Origin of the sequence: Delftia sp. WSY_10, from assembly GCF_043104705.1 — a bacterium.
Lineage (GTDB): Bacteria > Pseudomonadota > Gammaproteobacteria > Burkholderiales > Burkholderiaceae_C > Comamonas > Comamonas tsuruhatensis.
In genome coordinates this window covers 191,700-209,361 of record NZ_JBICKY010000015.1, presented here as the reverse complement: position 1 = coordinate 209,361, position 17,662 = coordinate 191,700, and the positions used below count along the sequence as shown (strand labels likewise).

Annotated in this window: 14 protein-coding genes and 1 tRNA gene; 3 read left to right on the top strand and 12 right to left on the bottom strand. The window is 68.0% G+C overall.

Annotated features, from left to right (window positions below; translation table 11 throughout):
* Positions 1-38 precede the first annotated feature (38 nt).
* The 4 genes from ACF8ML_RS07305 to ACF8ML_RS07290 all read right to left on the bottom strand — a co-directional run bounded on the left by ACF8ML_RS07305 (position 39) and on the right by ACF8ML_RS07290 (position 5,411).
* Positions 39-482, bottom strand: a complete 444-nt coding sequence (locus ACF8ML_RS07305) for a hypothetical protein (RefSeq protein WP_128422724.1) — start codon at positions 480-482, stop codon at positions 39-41.
* Positions 483-1,456: 974 nt separating this feature from the next.
* Positions 1,457-1,533, bottom strand: a tRNA-Arg gene (locus ACF8ML_RS07300).
* A gap of 85 nt (positions 1,534-1,618) precedes the next feature.
* On the bottom strand, positions 1,619-3,376 hold the full coding sequence (locus tag ACF8ML_RS07295; protein ID WP_016449926.1) for a M14 family metallocarboxypeptidase: 1,758 nt from the start codon (positions 3,374-3,376) through the stop codon (positions 1,619-1,621).
* 238 nt (positions 3,377-3,614) lie between these two features.
* A complete protein-coding gene (locus ACF8ML_RS07290; RefSeq protein WP_016452439.1) occupies positions 3,615-5,411 on the bottom strand; it encodes a DEAD/DEAH box helicase in 1,797 nt (598 codons plus the stop codon).
* 267 nt (positions 5,412-5,678) lie between these two features.
* On the opposite strand from ACF8ML_RS07290, the gene ettA reads away from it, so the two are divergent.
* The 3 genes from ettA to ACF8ML_RS07275 all read left to right on the top strand — a co-directional run bounded on the left by ettA (position 5,679) and on the right by ACF8ML_RS07275 (position 11,311).
* Positions 5,679-7,340 carry an energy-dependent translational throttle protein EttA gene (gene ettA / locus ACF8ML_RS07285; protein ID WP_016449924.1) on the top strand — a complete coding sequence of 554 codons (1,662 nt, stop codon included), beginning with the start codon at positions 5,679-5,681 and terminating at the stop codon, positions 7,338-7,340.
* Between the two features lie 60 nt (positions 7,341-7,400).
* A complete protein-coding gene (locus ACF8ML_RS07280) occupies positions 7,401-9,998 on the top strand; it encodes a DUF1631 family protein (protein WP_392406793.1) in 2,598 nt (865 codons plus the stop codon).
* Between the two features lie 167 nt (positions 9,999-10,165).
* Positions 10,166-11,311 carry an FAD-dependent monooxygenase gene (locus ACF8ML_RS07275; protein ID WP_209669627.1) on the top strand — a complete coding sequence of 382 codons (1,146 nt, stop codon included), beginning with the start codon at positions 10,166-10,168 and terminating at the stop codon, positions 11,309-11,311.
* A 6-nt stretch (positions 11,312-11,317) separates the two neighbouring features.
* Here ACF8ML_RS07275 and ACF8ML_RS07270 read toward each other — a convergent pair whose 3' ends face one another.
* From ACF8ML_RS07270 to ACF8ML_RS07235, 8 genes are all read right to left on the bottom strand, one after another.
* Complete coding sequence (locus tag ACF8ML_RS07270) at positions 11,318-12,328, bottom strand: P1 family peptidase (protein ID WP_209669625.1); 1,011 nt, start codon at positions 12,326-12,328, stop codon at positions 11,318-11,320.
* A 66-nt stretch (positions 12,329-12,394) separates the two neighbouring features.
* The gene (locus ACF8ML_RS07265; RefSeq protein WP_016449920.1) at positions 12,395-12,787 is read right to left on the bottom strand and encodes a copper-binding protein; all 393 of its coding nucleotides are present in this window, start codon (positions 12,785-12,787) and stop codon (positions 12,395-12,397) included.
* Between the two features lie 15 nt (positions 12,788-12,802).
* A complete protein-coding gene (locus ACF8ML_RS07260; RefSeq protein ID WP_017404574.1) occupies positions 12,803-13,312 on the bottom strand; it encodes a DUF411 domain-containing protein in 510 nt (169 codons plus the stop codon).
* Between the two features lie 34 nt (positions 13,313-13,346).
* Positions 13,347-13,838: a cupredoxin family protein gene (locus tag ACF8ML_RS07255; protein ID WP_209669623.1), complete on the bottom strand. Its 492-nt coding sequence runs from the start codon at positions 13,836-13,838 to the stop codon at positions 13,347-13,349.
* Between the two features lie 20 nt (positions 13,839-13,858).
* On the bottom strand, positions 13,859-15,241 hold the full coding sequence (locus ACF8ML_RS07250) for a copper oxidase (protein WP_209669621.1): 1,383 nt from the start codon (positions 15,239-15,241) through the stop codon (positions 13,859-13,861).
* Position 15,242: 1 nt separating this feature from the next.
* Positions 15,243-16,691, bottom strand: a complete 1,449-nt coding sequence (locus tag ACF8ML_RS07245) for a TolC family protein (protein ID WP_016449916.1) — start codon at positions 16,689-16,691, stop codon at positions 15,243-15,245.
* Positions 16,688-17,047: a hypothetical protein gene (locus ACF8ML_RS07240; protein ID WP_013803092.1), complete on the bottom strand. Its 360-nt coding sequence runs from the start codon at positions 17,045-17,047 to the stop codon at positions 16,688-16,690. Before ACF8ML_RS07240 ends, ACF8ML_RS07245 begins: the two co-directional genes overlap by 4 nt.
* A 121-nt stretch (positions 17,048-17,168) precedes the next feature.
* The gene (locus ACF8ML_RS07235; RefSeq protein ID WP_313283331.1) at positions 17,169-17,627 is read right to left on the bottom strand and encodes a hypothetical protein; all 459 of its coding nucleotides are present in this window, start codon (positions 17,625-17,627) and stop codon (positions 17,169-17,171) included.
* Positions 17,628-17,662 lie beyond the last annotated feature (35 nt).

Genomic DNA, 17,662 nt, shown 5'->3' with positions numbered 1-17,662 from the left:
GGCACCTGGGTTTGCTGCCCGAGTGCCGCACGCAGATCTCAATCCACGTACCACTGCATTGGATAGTTCTGCTTCAGACTGTGAGTGACTTGGCCTGTAGAGTAGCTGATTCCATATTGGGAGTACTGCCCAAGAGTATTTACAATAATATGCATTGCCTGCGGGGGATTGAGTATTTGTCCCGCGTCTCTGCCTATTGTCCACCCCGCGTAAAGTGGCGCGGGTCCATAGCAAACCACACCTTTTGAAGCATCGGCCTCATGTGCAGCGGTGTTGCATAGGATCGACCAAACTTGAATATTTGGTGAATTAATGATGACTTTCACAGATGAGCCGGTGCTCACCGCATTTCGTAAAGATTGAAGTGTTCCTGCCGTCACGTTTCCGCTGGCATCATTTGCATAGACCAACGTCCATGCATGAGAGTTACTTGTAATCAGAGCGAGTGCTGCGGCAGAAAGAATTTTTCGGAAATTTTTCATATTGAATAAAAACTAACGTAGTTTTGATTTATATGGCATTGACTAATGATGCGATCTAGTGTGACGAGAAGAGTGGCTTGCTATGTATTTGAGTAATTGGCTCTCCATTTGCGTCAGTTGGAAACAATAATTTACACTTGTTGAGCACGTTACGTCAACAATAGTTATTGCCCTGCCGGATTGTTGTTGCGCAAATGGACAAATGATTTCGCAAAACGCCTGCGTATTTGGTCTCGTTTGGATTTGGTGCTGGCTGGCTTCCGACTGCGCGACAAGTTGGCGGCTGGCGCCTAAGCCGCAGGCGTTGGGTCAGCCAACGCTATCGACACGACCGTGCCGTCGATTGCGACCATTTCGCCTTTCGTCGCGGGGTCAGCTTCGAGCGGCACGCCCTACATCGTTCCGGGGTGCTCGCCTTTGTGCATGACGTGAGCGAGGTGGTAGAGCTCTTCGGGCGGCAGCCGGAAGCGTTATGGGTACTTGTCGCTGCCGTGTGCTTTCCAGTGACTCATGAAGCCAGCAACGACGCGCTGTCGGACTGTGTGCTCGGGATGTGTCGGATCGATTGGCATGGGCGGCATTGAGCCGTCAGTCTTCCGGGCAGCGCTCAATGGCCCAGTTCAGCGCAGTCCTGCGGGCCGTCGCAGGCCCTGACGCCGCGCTCGTCATTCCAGAGGATGCCCCGGCAAGACGAGATCGAACGCATGTGGCGGGTTGGCCGGCCCGGTCGCCTGCAGCGCAAACGCAAAAAGTCCCTCGGCGCCAATGACAGTGCCGAAGGGCTTGGATTTTGGTGCCTCGATGTGCCGGGGCAGAAGGACAGGCGAGAAATCTTGGGATGTTGGCCGGCGGCGTCCCATGACGAGGGCGTCGTGTCAGCAGGTCGTGACACGGCGGCAAAGACGAAAAACGAGAAATGTTCCCTGGATGTTCCCCAGGATTTGGCTGGTGCACTGCTTTCAGAGGGGAAAGACTGGCCTGCCCGGAGGGACTCGAACCCCCGACCTATTGCTTAGAAGGCAATTGCTCTATCCGGTTGAGCTACGGGCAGGTATGGCCGCTGACGGGCCAGCGCGGATCATACCCGCAATGGGCGGGCGCTCAGGGCTTGGCGGCGTGCCCTGGCGCCCTTGCCGTCATTCGGCGTCTTCTTCTTCCTCGAACACCACCGAAGGGGGGGCCATCACGCGCGCCATGTCGCTCAGCGTGGGCACCAGGCCGCGTGCGAGGTAGCTGTAGGGCGTGTCGGGCTCCAGCGCCGCAGCGGCAATATTGGCCATGGGCTGGTTCATCGACAGGTAGTAGCTGCCCACGGGTGCTTCGACGGCGCCGCGCGTGAGCGCATAGGCGCCGCTGGCGGGCGTGGCCGAGCGGGCCTCGTTGTACGAGTCGGCCAGCAGCTGGCCGGGCTCGGCCACCTTGAGCACTTGCAGGCCCAGCAGGCGCAGCCTGTCCACGGCGGTCTGGGCGCTGGCGGACAGCCAGTAGCCGCAGGAGCGCGGGCGCGACAGCGTGGTGCGGGCCTGCAGGGAGGCGTTCCAGTCCACGCGCACCTGCTGGTCGGCACCCGTGTCGGGCTGGATCATGGTGAGCGTGCGCTGCTCGGGCGTCTGCTCGGCCTGGACGGCCAGTTGCTGGTGGCAGGCGAGAGAGGCGGTCTCACGCGCCACGAAGGCCTGCACCTGGGTGAGGTCCTTGGCGCGCTCGGCGCTCGAATGCAGCATGCGTGTGGCGGCGGTGACCAGGGTGTGCACGCGCCGCTGGATGTGGGCGCGGCCCAGGTCCGAGCCACGGCTGCTGACCAGATAGCCCACCGAGTTCTTGAGTCCGCTGATGTTGCGCAGCGAATCGGGCGCCAGGCTGCCCATGGAGATGGACTTGTCCTGCAGGTCCTGGCTGGTGGTGTAGTACCAGTCGCTGCTCAGGCCGGCCTGCGACAGCGCGGTGCGCAGCGGTGCCGTGTACCACTCGCGCGCAGCCTTGGTCACGAATTCATTCTGGTTGGCCGTGGCCGAATACTGCAGCAGGGCGTCGTAGCGCTGTATGGCCTGGTACTTCTGCAGGAAGATGCTGGCGGCCGGGAATTCCTGCAGGTCCACCACGGCGACGGGGCGGTAGTCGCGTGCCAGCGTGGCCAGGGCCTTGGCCTCCGGCGTGTTCAGGAGCAGGTGGTCATGGGCGATGTCGGTGCCATCGGCTGCATTGCGCGTGCCGGCTTCCACGGCATCGGGGTTGGCGCGCGGGACCAGGATCACGTTGATCTGCTGCAGCAGCGGCTCCAGCAGGCCGCCGGGAGCGAGTTCGCGGGCAATGATGAGCAATGCCTCGGTCCCTGCAGGCTCGTCGCCATGCTGGCCGGCCACGAGCATGACCGTGGGGCGGCGGCTGTCATACAGCGCCGACGGCTGGATGCCGGGAGCGCGCGTGGCCACCAGGGCCTGGATGGGGCTGCCGCGCTGCGAGCTGCCGGGCTGCACGATTCCCAGGCGCGTGTCGCGGCCCAGGGATTTGCTGGCCTGGCTGTTCAGCCAGGAAGACAGTTCGCTGGCCGTGGTGAACTGGTTGCGCTGCGGCGCCAGGCCGGGCGTGTCATAGCGCGTGGCCGGGTCGGGGAAGCGCGCCGCCACGGCCGCGTTGTAGGGCAGGGGGACGAGGTTGTTGGCCGGTGCGATCGGCTGCGTGGTCGCCTGGGGCACCACGGGTATTTCCGGGGCCGGGCGGGTGGGCGTGGCCACCTGGGGCTTGGAGGACGTGGGCCAGGGCGGCAGCGGCGTGCTGGAGCAGGCGGCCAGCAGGGCGGTGCATGCCAGGGCCGACCACCGCAGCCGGCCCTGTGGCAGCTCCGGATCGGGGCGCTGGCTGGAGGGTATGGCGGGTGGAGTCAGCAGTGTCATGGCGTGGCCTTGAGGAACCAGTCGTGGGAATCTTGGGGAATCCGGGAAAAGGGGTGCGGCCTTCAGTCGCCGCAGGCCGCAATGCTATCGGGATGATAGCCATGCAGGCTTGCGGCGCGCTGTCGGCTGAAGGCGCAATCTGTGCAATGCAAAAGGGCTGCAGCCCCGGGGAGATGCAGCCCTTTGGGCTGGTGCAATGCCCGGCATGCCGCCTGGCACGCCGGGTATTCAGTGCAGGTCAGCGACCGTAGCCGCCGCGCGAGGAGCCGCCACGGCCACCGCCGCCGAAGCCACCACCGCCGCCGCCGCCACCGCGGTTGAAGCCACCGCCGCCGCGGCGGCCGCGTTCGGCCATGGTGTCCACGCTGGTGCGCATCGGGTCGGGTTGACCGCCACCGGCACCGCCGCGCGGTCCGCTGCTGCGTGCATGGCCGAGCTGCGTGCCCAGGTGGGCATCAGCGCGCGGGGGCTGGTCGTCGAAGCGACGGCCACCGCCGCCTTCGCCGTCAGGACGCGGGCCGCGACGGGGGGCGTTCTGGGGACCTGCCTTGGGGCGGTGAGCAGCGCCGGAGCCGTTGCCCGGACCGTCGAAGCGGTCGCGGCGCGGCTTGTTGTTGGCGCCTGCGCCGGCGTGGTTGCGGCCACGGCCCTGGCCGCCTGCGCTGCCTTCGGAGCGGCCTTCGTCCGAGCCTGCCTTGGGTGCTGCCTGGCCACGGCCGCCTGCACGACCGCCGCGGTCGGGTTGGGCAGCCTTGTTGGTGCGGATGCGGTCCATCATTTCCTGGCGCGCAGCCTTGGCGGCGGCCTGCATGACGTCACGGCTGGGCGGCTTGCCCGCGCCGCCCCAGATGGTCTGGCGGCCCATGGCGATGGGTTCGGCCACTTCGCCTTCTTCCGGGCCGAAGCCTTCGAGCACCTGCACGGGGATTTCCTGCTTGGTGAAGCGCTCGATGTCCATCATGAAGCCTTCTTCGTCCATGCACACGAGGCTGACGGCATGGCCTTCGCGCCCGGCACGGCCCGTGCGGCCGATGCGGTGCACGTAGTCTTCGGAGACGTTGGGGATTTCGTAGTTCACGACGTGCGGCAGCTCATCGATGTCGATGCCGCGTGCAGCGATGTCGGTGGCGACCAGGGCGCGCAGCTCGCCGGTCTTGAAGCCGGCCAGTGCCTGGGTGCGTGCGCTCTGGCTCTTGTTGCCGTGCAGCGCCATGGCGCTGATGTTGTTCTTGGTCAGGAATTCGGCAACGTTGTTGGCGCCGAACTTGGTGCGCGTGAACACCAGAACCTGGCTCCAGTTGTTCTCGTTGATGATGTGCAGCAGCACCTGCTTTTTCTTGCCGCGGCCCACGGGGTGGATCACCTGGGTGATGCGCTGCACGGTGGTGTTGCTGGGCGTGACCTGGATGGACTGCGGATTGCGCAGCAGGCCGTTGGCCAGGTCGCGGATCTCGTCGCTGAAGGTGGCCGAGAACAGCAGGCTTTGCTTTTCCTTGGGCACCAGGGCCAGCACCTTCTTGACGTCGTGGATGAAGCCCATGTCCAGCATGCGGTCGGCTTCGTCGAGCACCAGGACTTCGACGGTGGACAGGTCCATGAAGCCTTGCTGCTGCAGATCCAGCAGGCGGCCCGGCGTGGCGACCAGGATGTCCACGCCCTTCTTGATGCGGTCGATCTGGGGCTTCATGCCCACGCCGCCGAAGATGACGGTGGAGTTGATGTCCAGGTACTTCGCGTAGCTGCGCACCGATTCCTCGACCTGCGCTGCGAGTTCACGCGTGGGCGTCAGCACCAGGGCGCGGATGCCCTTGCCGCCGAACTTGTTGCGCGGCACCTGGCCTTGCGAGAGGCGGTGCAGCATGGGCAGGGTGAAGGCCGCGGTCTTGCCGGTGCCGGTCTGGGCGCCTGCCAGCAGGTCGTGGCCGGCGAGCACCGCCGGAATGGCCTGTGCCTGGATGGGAGTCGGGTTCTCGTAACCCTCCTCAAGCACGGCCTTCAGAATGGCGGGAGCCAGATTCAGTTCTTCAAATGTCATGTGATCAAAGATGCGCCCGTCCGGGGCGCTGGGTATCAGCCTGCCGAGGCAACCAGGGCGGTTGCCGGACCAGTCGTAGGCGGATGAGGTTCAATGTCGGGAGCCTGGAAAACAGCGTCCATCGTCCCCAGCTGGAATGCTGATGTCACGGGCAACTGGAACCCGCAACGCAGGGTATTGTCGCATGCGCCGATAATCACGGCTGGCGTGCAACCGATTTGTTGCCCGGTTTTTGCAGAAATCAACGATTCAAGTACTCGGACCAGAATGGCTCAATACGTTTTTTCGATGAACCACCTCACCAAGACCGTGCCGCCCAAGCGGCAGATCTTGAAGGATATCTCTCTCAGCTTTTTCCCGGGCGCCAAGATCGGCGTGCTGGGTCTGAACGGCTCTGGCAAGTCCTCGCTGCTCAAGATCATGGCCGGGGTGGACAAGGAATTCGAAGGCGAGGCGCTGCCCATGCAGGGCCTGTCCATCGGCTATCTGCCGCAGGAGCCTCAGCTCAATCCAGAGCACACGGTGCGCCAGGCCGTGGAAGAGGCCATGGCCGAAGTCAACGCGGCCCGCGCGCGCCTCGATGAAATCTACGCCGCCTACGCCGAGCCCGACGCCGACTTCGACGCGCTGGCTGCCGAGCAAGGCGAGCTGGAAGCCAAGATCGCCGCTGCCGGCACCGACTCCGAGCACCAGCTGGAGATCGCCGCCGACGCCCTGCGCCTGCCGGCCTGGGACGCCGTGATCGGCAAGCTGTCCGGCGGCGAGAAGCGCCGCGTGGCGCTGTGCAAGCTGCTGCTGTCCAAGCCCGACATGCTGCTGCTGGACGAGCCCACCAACCACTTGGACGCCGAGTCCGTGGAATGGCTGGAGCAGTTCCTGCACCGCTTCACCGGCACCGTGGTGGCCATCACCCACGATCGCTACTTCCTGGACAACGCTGCCGAGTGGATCCTGGAACTGGACCGTGGCCACGGCATTCCCTACAAGGGCAACTACTCCGAGTGGCTGATCCAGAAGCAAAACCGCCTGGAGTCCGAGCAAAAGGGCGAGGAAGCCCGTGCCAAGGCCCTGAAGAAGGAACTGGAGTGGGTTCGCCAGAACGCCAAGGGCCGCCAGGCCAAGTCCAAGGCCCGTATCGCGCGCTTCGAGGAACTGAGCGATTTCGAATACCAAAAGCGCAATGAAACCCAGGAAATCTTCATTCCTGTGGCCGAGCGCCTGGGCACCCAGGTCATCGAGTTCAACAACGTCACCAAGAGCTTTGGCGACCGCGTGCTCATCGACAACCTGACCATGAACATCCCCGCTGGCGCCATCGTCGGCATCATCGGCCCCAACGGCGCCGGCAAGTCCACGCTGTTCAAGCTGATCGCGGGGCGCGAGCAGGCCGATTCCGGCGAAGTCATCGTGGGCCAGACGGTCAAGATGGCCTATGTGGAGCAGACGCGTGACGCGCTGGCCAATGACAAGACGGTGTGGGAAGACATCTCGGGCGGGCTGGACATCATCAACGTCGGCAAGTTCCAGATGGCCTCGCGCGCCTACGCAGGCCGCTTCAACTTCAACGGACAGGACCAGCAAAAGAAGGTCGGCAACCTCTCCGGCGGCGAGCGCGGCCGCCTGCACCTGGCCAAGACGCTGATCCAGGGCGGCAACGTGCTGCTGCTGGACGAACCCTCCAACGACCTGGACGTGGAAACCCTGCGCGCGCTGGAAGATGCGCTGCTGGAGTACGCGGGCACGGTGCTGGTGATCTCCCACGATCGCTGGTTCCTCGACCGCATCGCCACGCACATCCTGGCCGCCGAAGGCGATTCGCAGTGGGTGTATTTCGACGGCAACTACCAGGAGTACGAAGCCGATAAGAAAAAGCGTCTGGGCGAAGAAGGCGCCAAGCCCAAGCGCATGCGCTACAAGGCACTGAAGTAAGCATCAAAGGCAAGCCTCAAAGCGCCTCCGGCACGGGCTGGAGCCTGTATTCTTCGGGCCATGAATCCTCCACCCGTTTCTGTTGCCGCGTTGCAGGCCTGCCTGGTGCAGGCTGTCCGCGGCTCGGAGGCGCTGATCCTGCGGCTGCTGCAGCGCACGGCTCATGCCATGGAGCAGGCCGAGCTGCCTGGCTCCGGCCTGCCGCGCCGCGCTGAAATCCCCGAGGCGCTGGAATTGCTGGCGCGCCACCGGGCCGCCATGCTCAAGGGCTATGGGCTGGCGCTGCTGGAATGCTTTGGCCAATCCGGTGGCGCTGCCGCCTGGCCGCCGGTGCCGGGCATCTCCGGGGCGTCCGGTGTGCCCGGCACCACTGATTTCGCCTCCCTCTCCCTGCTGGATGACTCCGTGCTGCAGTCGCAGCTGGCCCACCAGCGCCTGCTGCAGCATGTGGCGCCGCAGGTGGAGATTGCACTGGCCGAGCTCGATGCCCTGGTCAGCGCCATCCAGGGCCTGGACCGTGTCCAGCCCGAACGCAACCCGCTCAGGCCCCACAACTATGTGCAGGCGCTGCAGCGCGTGATCGACGACACCGGGGTCGAGCCCGAATGCGCCGCCTGCTGGCTGGGCTTCATGCGCGAGCATCTGGGCGCATTGCTGGTATCCGAGTACGGCCATGTGGCCCAGTCCCTGCGCGACCAGGGCGTGCAGCCTGCCGCCTATGGCGTGGCACCGCCGCCCGAGCCGGGCCGGCGCCAGACCGACATGCCGGGGCCGAACCGCTGGCGTGCGCCTTCACACTATGGCGATGCCGTGGCACAGAGCCGCGCCTACGGCGCCTTCGGCCAGCAGGCGCAGGAAGATGAGCTGACGCGGCGCCTGGTGGCCGCCCTGCTGTCCGACCCCCGCTGGATGGATTCACACCGCGAGGCGCCCGCTGCGGCGCCTTCTTCCATGCTGGCGCTGGCCCAACCATCCGCCTATTCCGTGCCCGGGCAGTTTGCGCCGGCCATGGACGGCGCAAGCCGGCTGCAGACCACCGCCTGGCAGTGCAGCGAGACGGCACCCACCGTGCTGGCGGCGCTGCCCGAAGGCTGGACCTCGCTGAGCTGCATGGCGCTGGAGTCCGTGCAGCACCACTCGGCCCAGCTGGAGCAGCTGATGCAGGCCCTGCAGCCGCAGGAGCCGCAGGAGCCTCTCCCGGGCGCGCGCGCCGACGACGGCGCGGCGCTGCATACGCTGCAGCGCATGATGCGCTTCATGGCCGCCGACACGCGCCTGCTGCCTTCCGTGCAGCGCACGGTGGGCCGGCTGGAGCCGCTGCTGCAGCAGCTGGTGGTCCAGGACACGCGCTTTTTCGAGGACCGCAATCACCCTGCGCGCCAGTTGCTCGACGAGCTGACGGCGCGCAGCCTGTGGTTCGACAGTGAATCCGCACCGGGCTATGGCCAGTTCCTGCAGGTGGCCGATTCCGCTGCCATGCGGCTGGCGGCCCTGCAGCGCGCCGATGCATCGGCCTTTGCCACGGTGCTGCAGCAGCTGCGTGACGGTTGGGGCGGCAGCGGCATGCAGCCCGTGGGCCCGAGCGAAGCACCTGAAGATGGCACGGTGACCGGCCCCGTCTCGGCCGCGCTCCGGCGCGTGGAAGGGCGGCGTGCGGACCCGCGCTGGCCGGAAACCGCCATGCCCCGGGCCGAGCAGATCGCAGCCGCCATCCGGCGCCTGCCCAGTGCCCAGGGCGTACCCGATGACATCCTGGAATTCGCCACGGGGCCGTGGGCCCAGGTGATTGCCAGCGTCCAGGAGCCTGTGGACGGCAGCGAGGCCCGCGACCCCGGCGGCTACCTCGCCCTGGTGCCCAGCCTGCTGTGGAGCGTGTCCGCACACGCCGGCCGCGATACCGACCGGCTGGTGGCGCTGGCGCCGCGCCTGCAGGCCCGGCTGCGCGCCGGCCTGCGCAGCGTGGGGCGCACGGAGGAGGAGATCCAGGCCTTTGCCGCGCGCCTGGCCGGCCTGCACCAGGATGCGCTGGATGCCGGTGTGGTCCGCCAGCCCATAGAGAGCGTGGATATTTATCTGGACTCCGTGCCGCCCACCGTCTATGGGTCGGACTCGGTGCTGGCGTCCCTGCCTTCCCGGTTCGATGCTGCCGGGCCAGGCCAGGCCAGGCCCGTCCAGGCAAGGCCCGGCTCCTCGGCAGCGCGCCTGCCACAGTCGTTGTTCGGCGTGGCGGCCTCCATGCCGGTGCCGCTGGATGTGCCGCAGCCCATGGCGAGCGATATGGCGCACGAGATGGCCACCCTGACCGAGCAGGATCTGGAGCTGCCCGAGGCGCTGCAGGACGAGCTGCCTGCCCCCCCGGCCGTTGCGGCGTCGCCGACCAGGATGCCTGGCGAGCCTGCCGGGCCCCAGGTGACGCCGCATGCGACATCCGTGGCACCTGCACCTGAACCTGTGGCGCCCGTGGTCTCCGAGGACTGGGCGCTGGGCACCTGGGTGGAGCTGTCCAATGCCCGGCAGAGCATCCGCACCCAGCTGACCTGGGTCAGCCCGCAGCAGACGCTGTTCCTGTTCACGGCCACGGATGGCAGCACCCAGTCCATGACGCGCCGCATGCGCGACAAGCTGCTGGCGCAAGGGCAGCTGCGGCGCGTGGACTGAGGCGCCTGCCGGACATGCGCCGGTGCCGATGGGTACGAATCGTGCCCAATTCGGGCCTTGCGGAGGTTGAGGCCTGAGGCCTGTCAAAAAGACAATGTCCTGCATCGGTGCGCTCCGGATCACGGGGCGCATCACCGAATAGACCCCACCAGCAGGAGACAGGAACCATGGCGCGTTTGAGGATAGGCATCGTCGGAGCAGGCATTGGCGGACTGGCGGCAGCCAATGCGCTGCACCAGGCAGGGCATGAAGTATTGGTGTTCGAGCAAAGCCGGCAGTTCCTGCGCGTGGGCGCGGACATCAACCTCACGCCCAATGCCGTGCGCGCCCTCGATGGCCTGGGCGCCGACATTGCCGCCGCCGTGCGCGCCAGCGCCGCACGGCCCACGCACCGCATCAGCCGCAACTGGGACACGGGCGAGGAAACCTCGCGCCTGACCATGGGTGACGAGGCCGAGCGCAAGTACGGCGCCCCGCAGTTGACCATCCACCGCGCCGATCTGCTGGCCGCGCTGGCCGATGCCTTTCCGCTGGACCAGGTGCAGTTGGGCAAGCGTGCCAGCCAGATCACGCAGACGGGGCAAGGCGTGGACATCGCGTTCACAGATGGCAGCGAAGTGGCCGGGCTGGACGCACTCATTGGCGCAGACGGCATCCACTCCGTGGTGCGCGCGGCCCTGTTCGGTGCCGAGAGCCCGCGCTTCACGGGTGTGGTGGCCTTCCGCGCGGTGGTGCCCACCGAGCGCGTGCGCCATGTGCCCGACATCCAGGCCTTCACCAAATGGTGGGGCGCCACGCCGCAAAGCCAGATCGTGACCTTTCCGCTGAACCAGGGGCGCGACACCTTCATCTTCGCCACCACGGCCCAGGATTCCTGGCACGAGGAATCGTGGACCACGCCCGGCAGCGTCGAGGAGTTGCGCGGCTTCTACGCCGATTTCCATCCCGACGCCCGGGCGCTGCTCGACGCCTGCGATGGCGTGCTCAAGACCGCGCTGTACGAGCGCGATCCCCTGCCGGCCTGGTCGCAGGACCGCATCACGCTGCTGGGCGATGCCTGCCACCCTATGATGCCCTTCATGGCCCAGGGTGCGGGCATGGCCATCGAGGATGCCGTGGTGCTGGCGCGCAACCTGGACGCCGCCCAGGGATCGCAGCAGGTGCCCGCTGCCCTGGCGCGCTACCAGGCCATGCGCATGCACCGCACCAGCGAGATCCAGATCGGCTCGCGCGGCAACAACTGGCTGCGCGCCGGTGGCAATGCCGATGGCGTCTACGGCTACGACGCCTGGGCGGTGGCACTGCAGGCCTGAACCCGGTCAGGGCCGGCAGGCGGCCAGTTCCCTGGCACAGGGCAGCTCCAGCCCTTCGGCCGTGGTCAGCGACTGCGCGGCCAGCACGGCGCGCACCGTGGCCAGGGCCACGGCCTCGGTGGCCATGGCGGACAGGGTCAGCATGCCCAGTGAGTGCTCGGCCAGGCCCGTGCCCAGGGCGAACAGGGTGTCGCCATCGCTCATGGTGTGCACGGGTCGTATGGCGCGTGCCAGGCCGTCATGGGCCACCACGGCCAGGCGCTGGGCCTGGGCCTTGGTGATGCGTGCATCGGTGGCAACCACGCCGATGGTGGTGTTGGTGCCTGCCAGCAGCGGCCGGGGCTCTTCGCCGCGCAGCAAGGCACGGCAGGTGTCGTGCAGCTGGCGGCCATCGGGGCTGCGCGCGCCGGCCAGCAGCACGCCGCTGTGGGGATCGACCACATCGCCCACGGCATTGCAGGCGATGAGCGCGCCCACGGTGACTCCGTGCACGGTGAGCGAGGCCGTGCCGATGCCACCCTTCATGGCGCGATCCATGCCGAAGACCTTGCCCACGCAGGCGCCCATGCCGGCGCCCACATTGCCCTCGGCAGGCCGCGCGGCGCTGGCGGCCTGGCAGGCCGCATGGCCGGCATCGGCACCCGGGCGGATGCGGCTGTCGCCCACCGCCAGGTCGAACAGCACGGCGGCCGGCACGATGGGCACGCGGCCCACGCCCACATCCAGCCCTATGCCCTGCTCATCGAGCCAGCGCATGGCGCCGCTGGCCGCGTCCAGCCCCCATGCGCTGCCGCCCGACAGCATGACGGCATGCACCTGCTGCACCAGGTTGGAGGGATGCAGCAGGTCGGTCTCGCGCGTGCCGGGGGCGGCGCCACGCACATCGCAGCCCCCCACGGCGCCGCCGCGCGCCAGCACGACGGTGCAGCCCGTGGGCCGGCGGGCATCGGTGTGGTGGCCTACCTCGATGCCCTGTACGCGGGTGATGGAGCCGGGGTCTGAGTCGGTGCTTGGCATGCGCTGCTCTGCTCTGTGATGGACAGGCCTTCACCTTAGCCGAAACGGCAGCCCTGCACCCGGTCTTCAGCGCAGCACTTCCAGCTGAGTGACCACGAAGGCGCCCTGGTCCTGCTCGGCGCGAAAGCGCACCTTGTCGCCCGCCTTGAGGGCGGGCTCGGGTGCTGCCACGCGCAGCTGGAAGACCATGGTCATGGGCGGCATGCCCAGGTTCTTGAGTTCGCCGTGGCGCAGCGTGACCTTGCTGGTGCGTGCATCCCAGCGCGTGACCTCGCCTTCGCTGAGGTCCTGGCTGGCGGCGGCGGGTGCGGTTTCGGCAGATTGCGCGCCATGCGCCGCATGGTCGTGGGCCGTGGCCTGGGCACAGGCCCAGGCCGGGATCAGCGCGGCGGCAAGGGCCAGGCGCACGGCAAGGGCGGTACGGGACGTACGGGAAACAAGGAGGGCTGTGTTGTGCATGGTGTGCTCCGGGGTTCAGCGGTAGCTGGTGAAGGTGCGGGTGGAAACGTCGCTGTTCATGAGGTTCTTGGTGATGAGCAGCACCTCGTAGGGGTCCTTGCGGCCGCCGTACTCGGGGCCGTCCATGCCAGGGCTGCCCACGGGCATGCCGGGCACGGCAATGCCTACCGCCTTGGGCTTTTGCTTGAGCAGCTTGTGCACGTCGGCCGCAGGCACATGGCCTTCGAGCGCATAGCCTTCGACCAGGGCCGTGTGGCAGGACCCCAGGCGCGCCGGAATGCCCAGCCTGGCGCGCACGGCGCTGTTGCCGGTGTCGTGCACGGTGACGGCAAAGCCGTTGTGCTCCATGTGCACCACCCAGTCCTGGCAGCAGCCGCAGTTGGGGTCCTTCCAGACCTCCACCGGGATGCGGGCCGTGGGTGCGGCCGCCCACAGCGAAGGGGCGGCGAATGCCGTGCAGGCCAGGGCCATGCGGCGCAGCGCACTGCGGCGCGGGTGGGCGGATGCCATGCGTTCATGTTTCATGGGGTGCTCCTGAAGGGGGGAAGAAGTGGCGCGCTCATTGCGTCACCGTGATGGTTCCGCGCATGCCGGCCTGGTAGTGGCCGGGGATGAGGCAGGCAAAGTCGAAGCTGCCTTCGCGGTTGAAATTCCAGACCAGGTCGCCGGATTGGCCGGGCGAGACATGGGCCATGTAGGGCTCGCCGTGCTCCATGGTGGGGAACTTGAGCATCATCTGCGCGTGCTCGTCCAGCGAGGCCGGCGTGCCCAGCACGATCTCGTGCATGACCTGGCCCTTGTTGGCCACGCGCAGGCGCACCGTCTCGCCGCGCCTGACGCTGATGCGCTCTGGTGTGAAGCGCATGTTGTCGCTCATGTCCAGGGTGATGGTGCGCCGGGCGGCCGAGGCATCGCCGGCAATGCCCCAGGGCTTTTGCTCCTTGACCGCGGCGGCCTTGGGAGCTTCATCGTGGGTTTCGCTGCCATGGGCGAAGACGGCAGCGGGGCCGGCGAGCAGTGCGGTGGCGAGGAGGAGGGCAAAGGTGTTCATGAGGGACTCCTTGGATAGCATCAGTGGTGCTCATGGCCCGCACCGGGCTTGCGCACGCTGGGCGCGCCGGGGGACTGGCCGGGCGTGGTCTGGCGCGGTGCGGAGGCTTCGGCCGCCGGCCCCTTCCATTCATAGGCCACGCTGCCCTTGGGGTGGTTGAACCAGCCCGGGTCGCCGTAGTCGTTGGCGCCCAGCTGCTCGCGCACCTTGAGGGTGGTGAACATGCCGCCCATCTCGAGGGGGCCGAAGGGGCCCGTGCCCGTCATCATCGGGAAGGTGTTGTCGGGCAGCGGCATCTCCATGGCGGCCATGTCGCCCATGCCGCGCTCGCCCATGACCATGTAGTCGGGCACGATCTTCTGGATCTTGCCGACCAGGCCCCGGTGGTCCACGCCGATCATGGTCGGCGTGTCGTGGCCCATGGCGCCCATGGTGTGGTGGCTCTTGTGGCAGTGCAGGGCCCAGTCGCCCAGCTCGTCGGCGATGAACTCCACCTGCCGCATCTGGCCCACGGCCACGTCCGTGGTCACCTCGGGCCAGCGTGCGGACCGGGGCACGGGGCCGCCGTCGGTGCCCGTGACCTCGAATTCGTGGCCATGCACGTGGATGGGGTGGTTGGTCATGGTCAGGTTGCCCACGCGCAGGCGCACGCGGTCGCCGCGCCGGGCGACGACGGGGCTGATGGCGGGGAACACCCGGCTGTTGAAGGTCCAGATGTTGAAGTCCGTCATCTCGGCCACGCGTGGGGTCATGGAGCCGGGCTCCACGTCGTAGGCCGACAGCAGGAAGGCGTAGTCGCGCTGGACCTCGGCGATCTGCGGGTGCGCCGCCTTCGGGTGCGTGATCCACAGGCCCATCATTCCCATGGCCATCTGCACCATCTCGTCGGCATGCGGGTGGTACATGAAGGTGCCGGGACGGCGCGCCGTGAACTCGTAGACAAAGGTCTTGCCGGGCGGGATGTGCGGCTGGGTCAGGCCGCCCACGCCGTCCATGCCGTTGGGCAGGCGCTGGCCGTGCCAGTGCACGGTGGTGTGCTCGGGCAGGCGGTTGGTCACGAAGATGCGGACCTGGTCGCCTTCCACCACCTCGATGGTCGGTCCCGGGCTCTGGCCGTTGTAGCCCCACATGTTGACGAAGAAGCCCGGTGCCACCTCGCGCACCACGGGCTCGGCCACCAGGTGGAATTCCTTGACGCCTGCGTTCATGCGCCAGGGGGTGGTCCAGCCGTTGAGCGTGACCACGGGGCGGTAGGGGCGGCCGTTGGGCGGGGCCAGCGGGGCGGCGGTTTCGGCCGAGGACTGGGTCGCTGCCTCGGGCAGGGCGGCCAGGGCCACGCGGCTGACGGCGGCACTGGAGACGGCGGCCACGGCGGCGCCGGTGAAGAAATTGCGGCGGTTCATGTCAGTGGCTCGCTTCGTTGGTGGGGGTGGGCGCGGCAGCGCTGGCGGCAGCCTGGATGGCTCCCGGCGACGTGCCGGTCAGTGCCAGCTGCAGGTCGGTCTCTGCCAGCCAGAAGTCGCGCTGTGCATCGGTGGCGGTGGCCACGGCCTGGGCGCTGCTGCGGGCCTCGGCCAGCAATTGCCAGACGCTGACGAACATGCCGTTGTAGCGAAGCATGGTTTCGTCCTGGATGAAGCGGCGCAGCGGCAGCACCTCGGCCTGCTGCTGGTGGGCCAGGTCCCAGGCCGTGCGGTAGCGCATCCAGCTGCTGCGCGCCTCGGCGCGCGCCTGGATGGCGCCTTGCTGCAGCTGGGCCGCGCTGCGCTGCAGCTCGGCGCGCGCGCGGCCGCTGGCAGCGCCGCCCCAGTCGAACAGCGGCAGGGGCAGGTCGATCTCCCAGCCGCGTGTCACATCACTGTGGCCAGTGGCCCGGTCCGTGGCGGTGTTGCGGCTGTAGCCCAGGCCGATGTCGCCGAAGATGGCGCCGGCGCGCGCCCAGCCCCGGCGCTCGCCCAGATGGTCCAGGTCGCGGCGCAGGGCGCGCAGGTCCAGGCGCTCGCGCAGCGCGGTGGCCTCGGCATCGTCCCCGGCGCGCAACTGCGTGGCGGCCTGCGGGATGGCGGGCAACTGGTCGGGCAGCTTGAAATCGATGCGCCGTCCCCACAGGCCCATCAGTCGGGCCAGTTGCTCATGCTCGGCCGTGGCGGCCAGGCGCGCACGCGCCAGCTGCGCTGCGGTGTCCTGCTGGATGCTGAGCTCGCGCGCCTGCTGCAGCCGGCTGAAGTTGCCCACGCGGGCCATGCGCCGCGCCAGCTCGGCACCGGCCTCGGCCGCCTCGTGCATGCGCTCGCTGGACGCCAGCTGCTGGCGTGCGGCCACGGCGCGCAGCCAAGCGCGGCGCGTGTCGGCGGCCAGCCGCAGCACGTCCTGCGCGGCAGTCAGCGTGGCCTGTTCCATCTGCATGCCCTGCCAGCGGCTGCGCCAGGGCAGGGTGATCAGGCTGACCAGGCCAAAGCTCAGCTGGCGCTCGATCTCGCGCTCGTCGCTGTTGACCATGCGGCCCAGGGTCAGCGTGGGGTTGGGCAGCGTCAGGGCCTGCACGCGGTCTGCATCCTGCACGCCCAGTTGTGCCAGGCGTGCCTGCAGGCCGGGGTTGTTGAACAGTGCGATGCGCACGGACTGGTCCATGTCCAGCGGCTGGCGCAGCCACTCGTCGATGCGATGCTGCGCCGCGTCGCGGGCCTGCAGATCGGTTGGCGGCAGCTGGGCGCCGTCCGGCAGGCGGCTGGCGGTATGGGACTGGACCGCGCCGCGCAGGCCGTCAGGCGAGATGCTGGCGCAGCCGGCCAGGACCAGCACGGCAGCCATGGCGCCGACCAGCCGGGTGGGGGCGAAGAGGGTGCGCTTCATGGCCGGCCTCCGTGCTGCATGTGAGAGCCGTGCGGGGACGGCGCAGGCGTGGATCGGCCGCCCTGGGCGGCTTCCCAGCGCAGGATGTCCATATGGCCGTTGGGAAACTCGGCCACGGCCGCATTGGCCTGGCGCCAGTCGGTCAGCTCGGTTTCCACGGCGCCACTGGCCGGCAGCGCGGCATGGCGCAGCGGCAGGCTGGCCGCAGCCGGATCGATGGCGCCTGTCAGGCCTGCGGAGGAAGAGGCCGGGGGGTGGCTGCCGTCATGGGCTTGGGCCCAGGCAGCGGGACTGGATGCGGCAAGGGCCGCCAGCCCGAATTGGATAAGGGGGACGAGAAAATGCGCACGGCGCATGGTGTTCTCCTGAATGCGAAACGGACAGCGCATCCGCCGCCAGACGCCCCGCCATGCCCGCAAGCGGGCTGCCCATGGAGGGGCGGCAGGGATGGCGCGGACGCACTTCGGGCGTCAGGCTTCAGGAAATGGGTGGCTTGATGGCCTGCAGCTTGGCCGCGCTGGCAAAGCGCGTGCTGCCTTGGGGGCGCAGTGCGGCGGACGGCGCAGCGCCGTCCGAGCCGATCTGGCCAGGGGTGAAAAGGGCCGAATGGCAGATGCCGCACAGGGTGCAGGCGGGGCCGTGTTCATGCTCGCCGCAGCCGCCGCCCGCAGGGCTGCCGGCCTGGGGGGAGCAGTCTGCACTGTGCTCGGCGTGCGACGTATGCGAGGGGTGAGAGGGCTGCTCCGTGGCGTGTGCCGGATGCCGTTCATGGCTGTCCGGCGTCTGCGCTATCTCCGGCGCATGGTGGTGGAGTGCGGAGTCCGACGCCAATGCGACGGCCGGAGCCGGGACGCCCATCACCGGAGCCGCCCCCATGGCCATGGCATCGCCCAGCAGGCCACGCAGGACCAGCAGCAAGACCAGGACAATGGACAAGGGGCGACGCATAGGCATGGATGATACCGGACGGT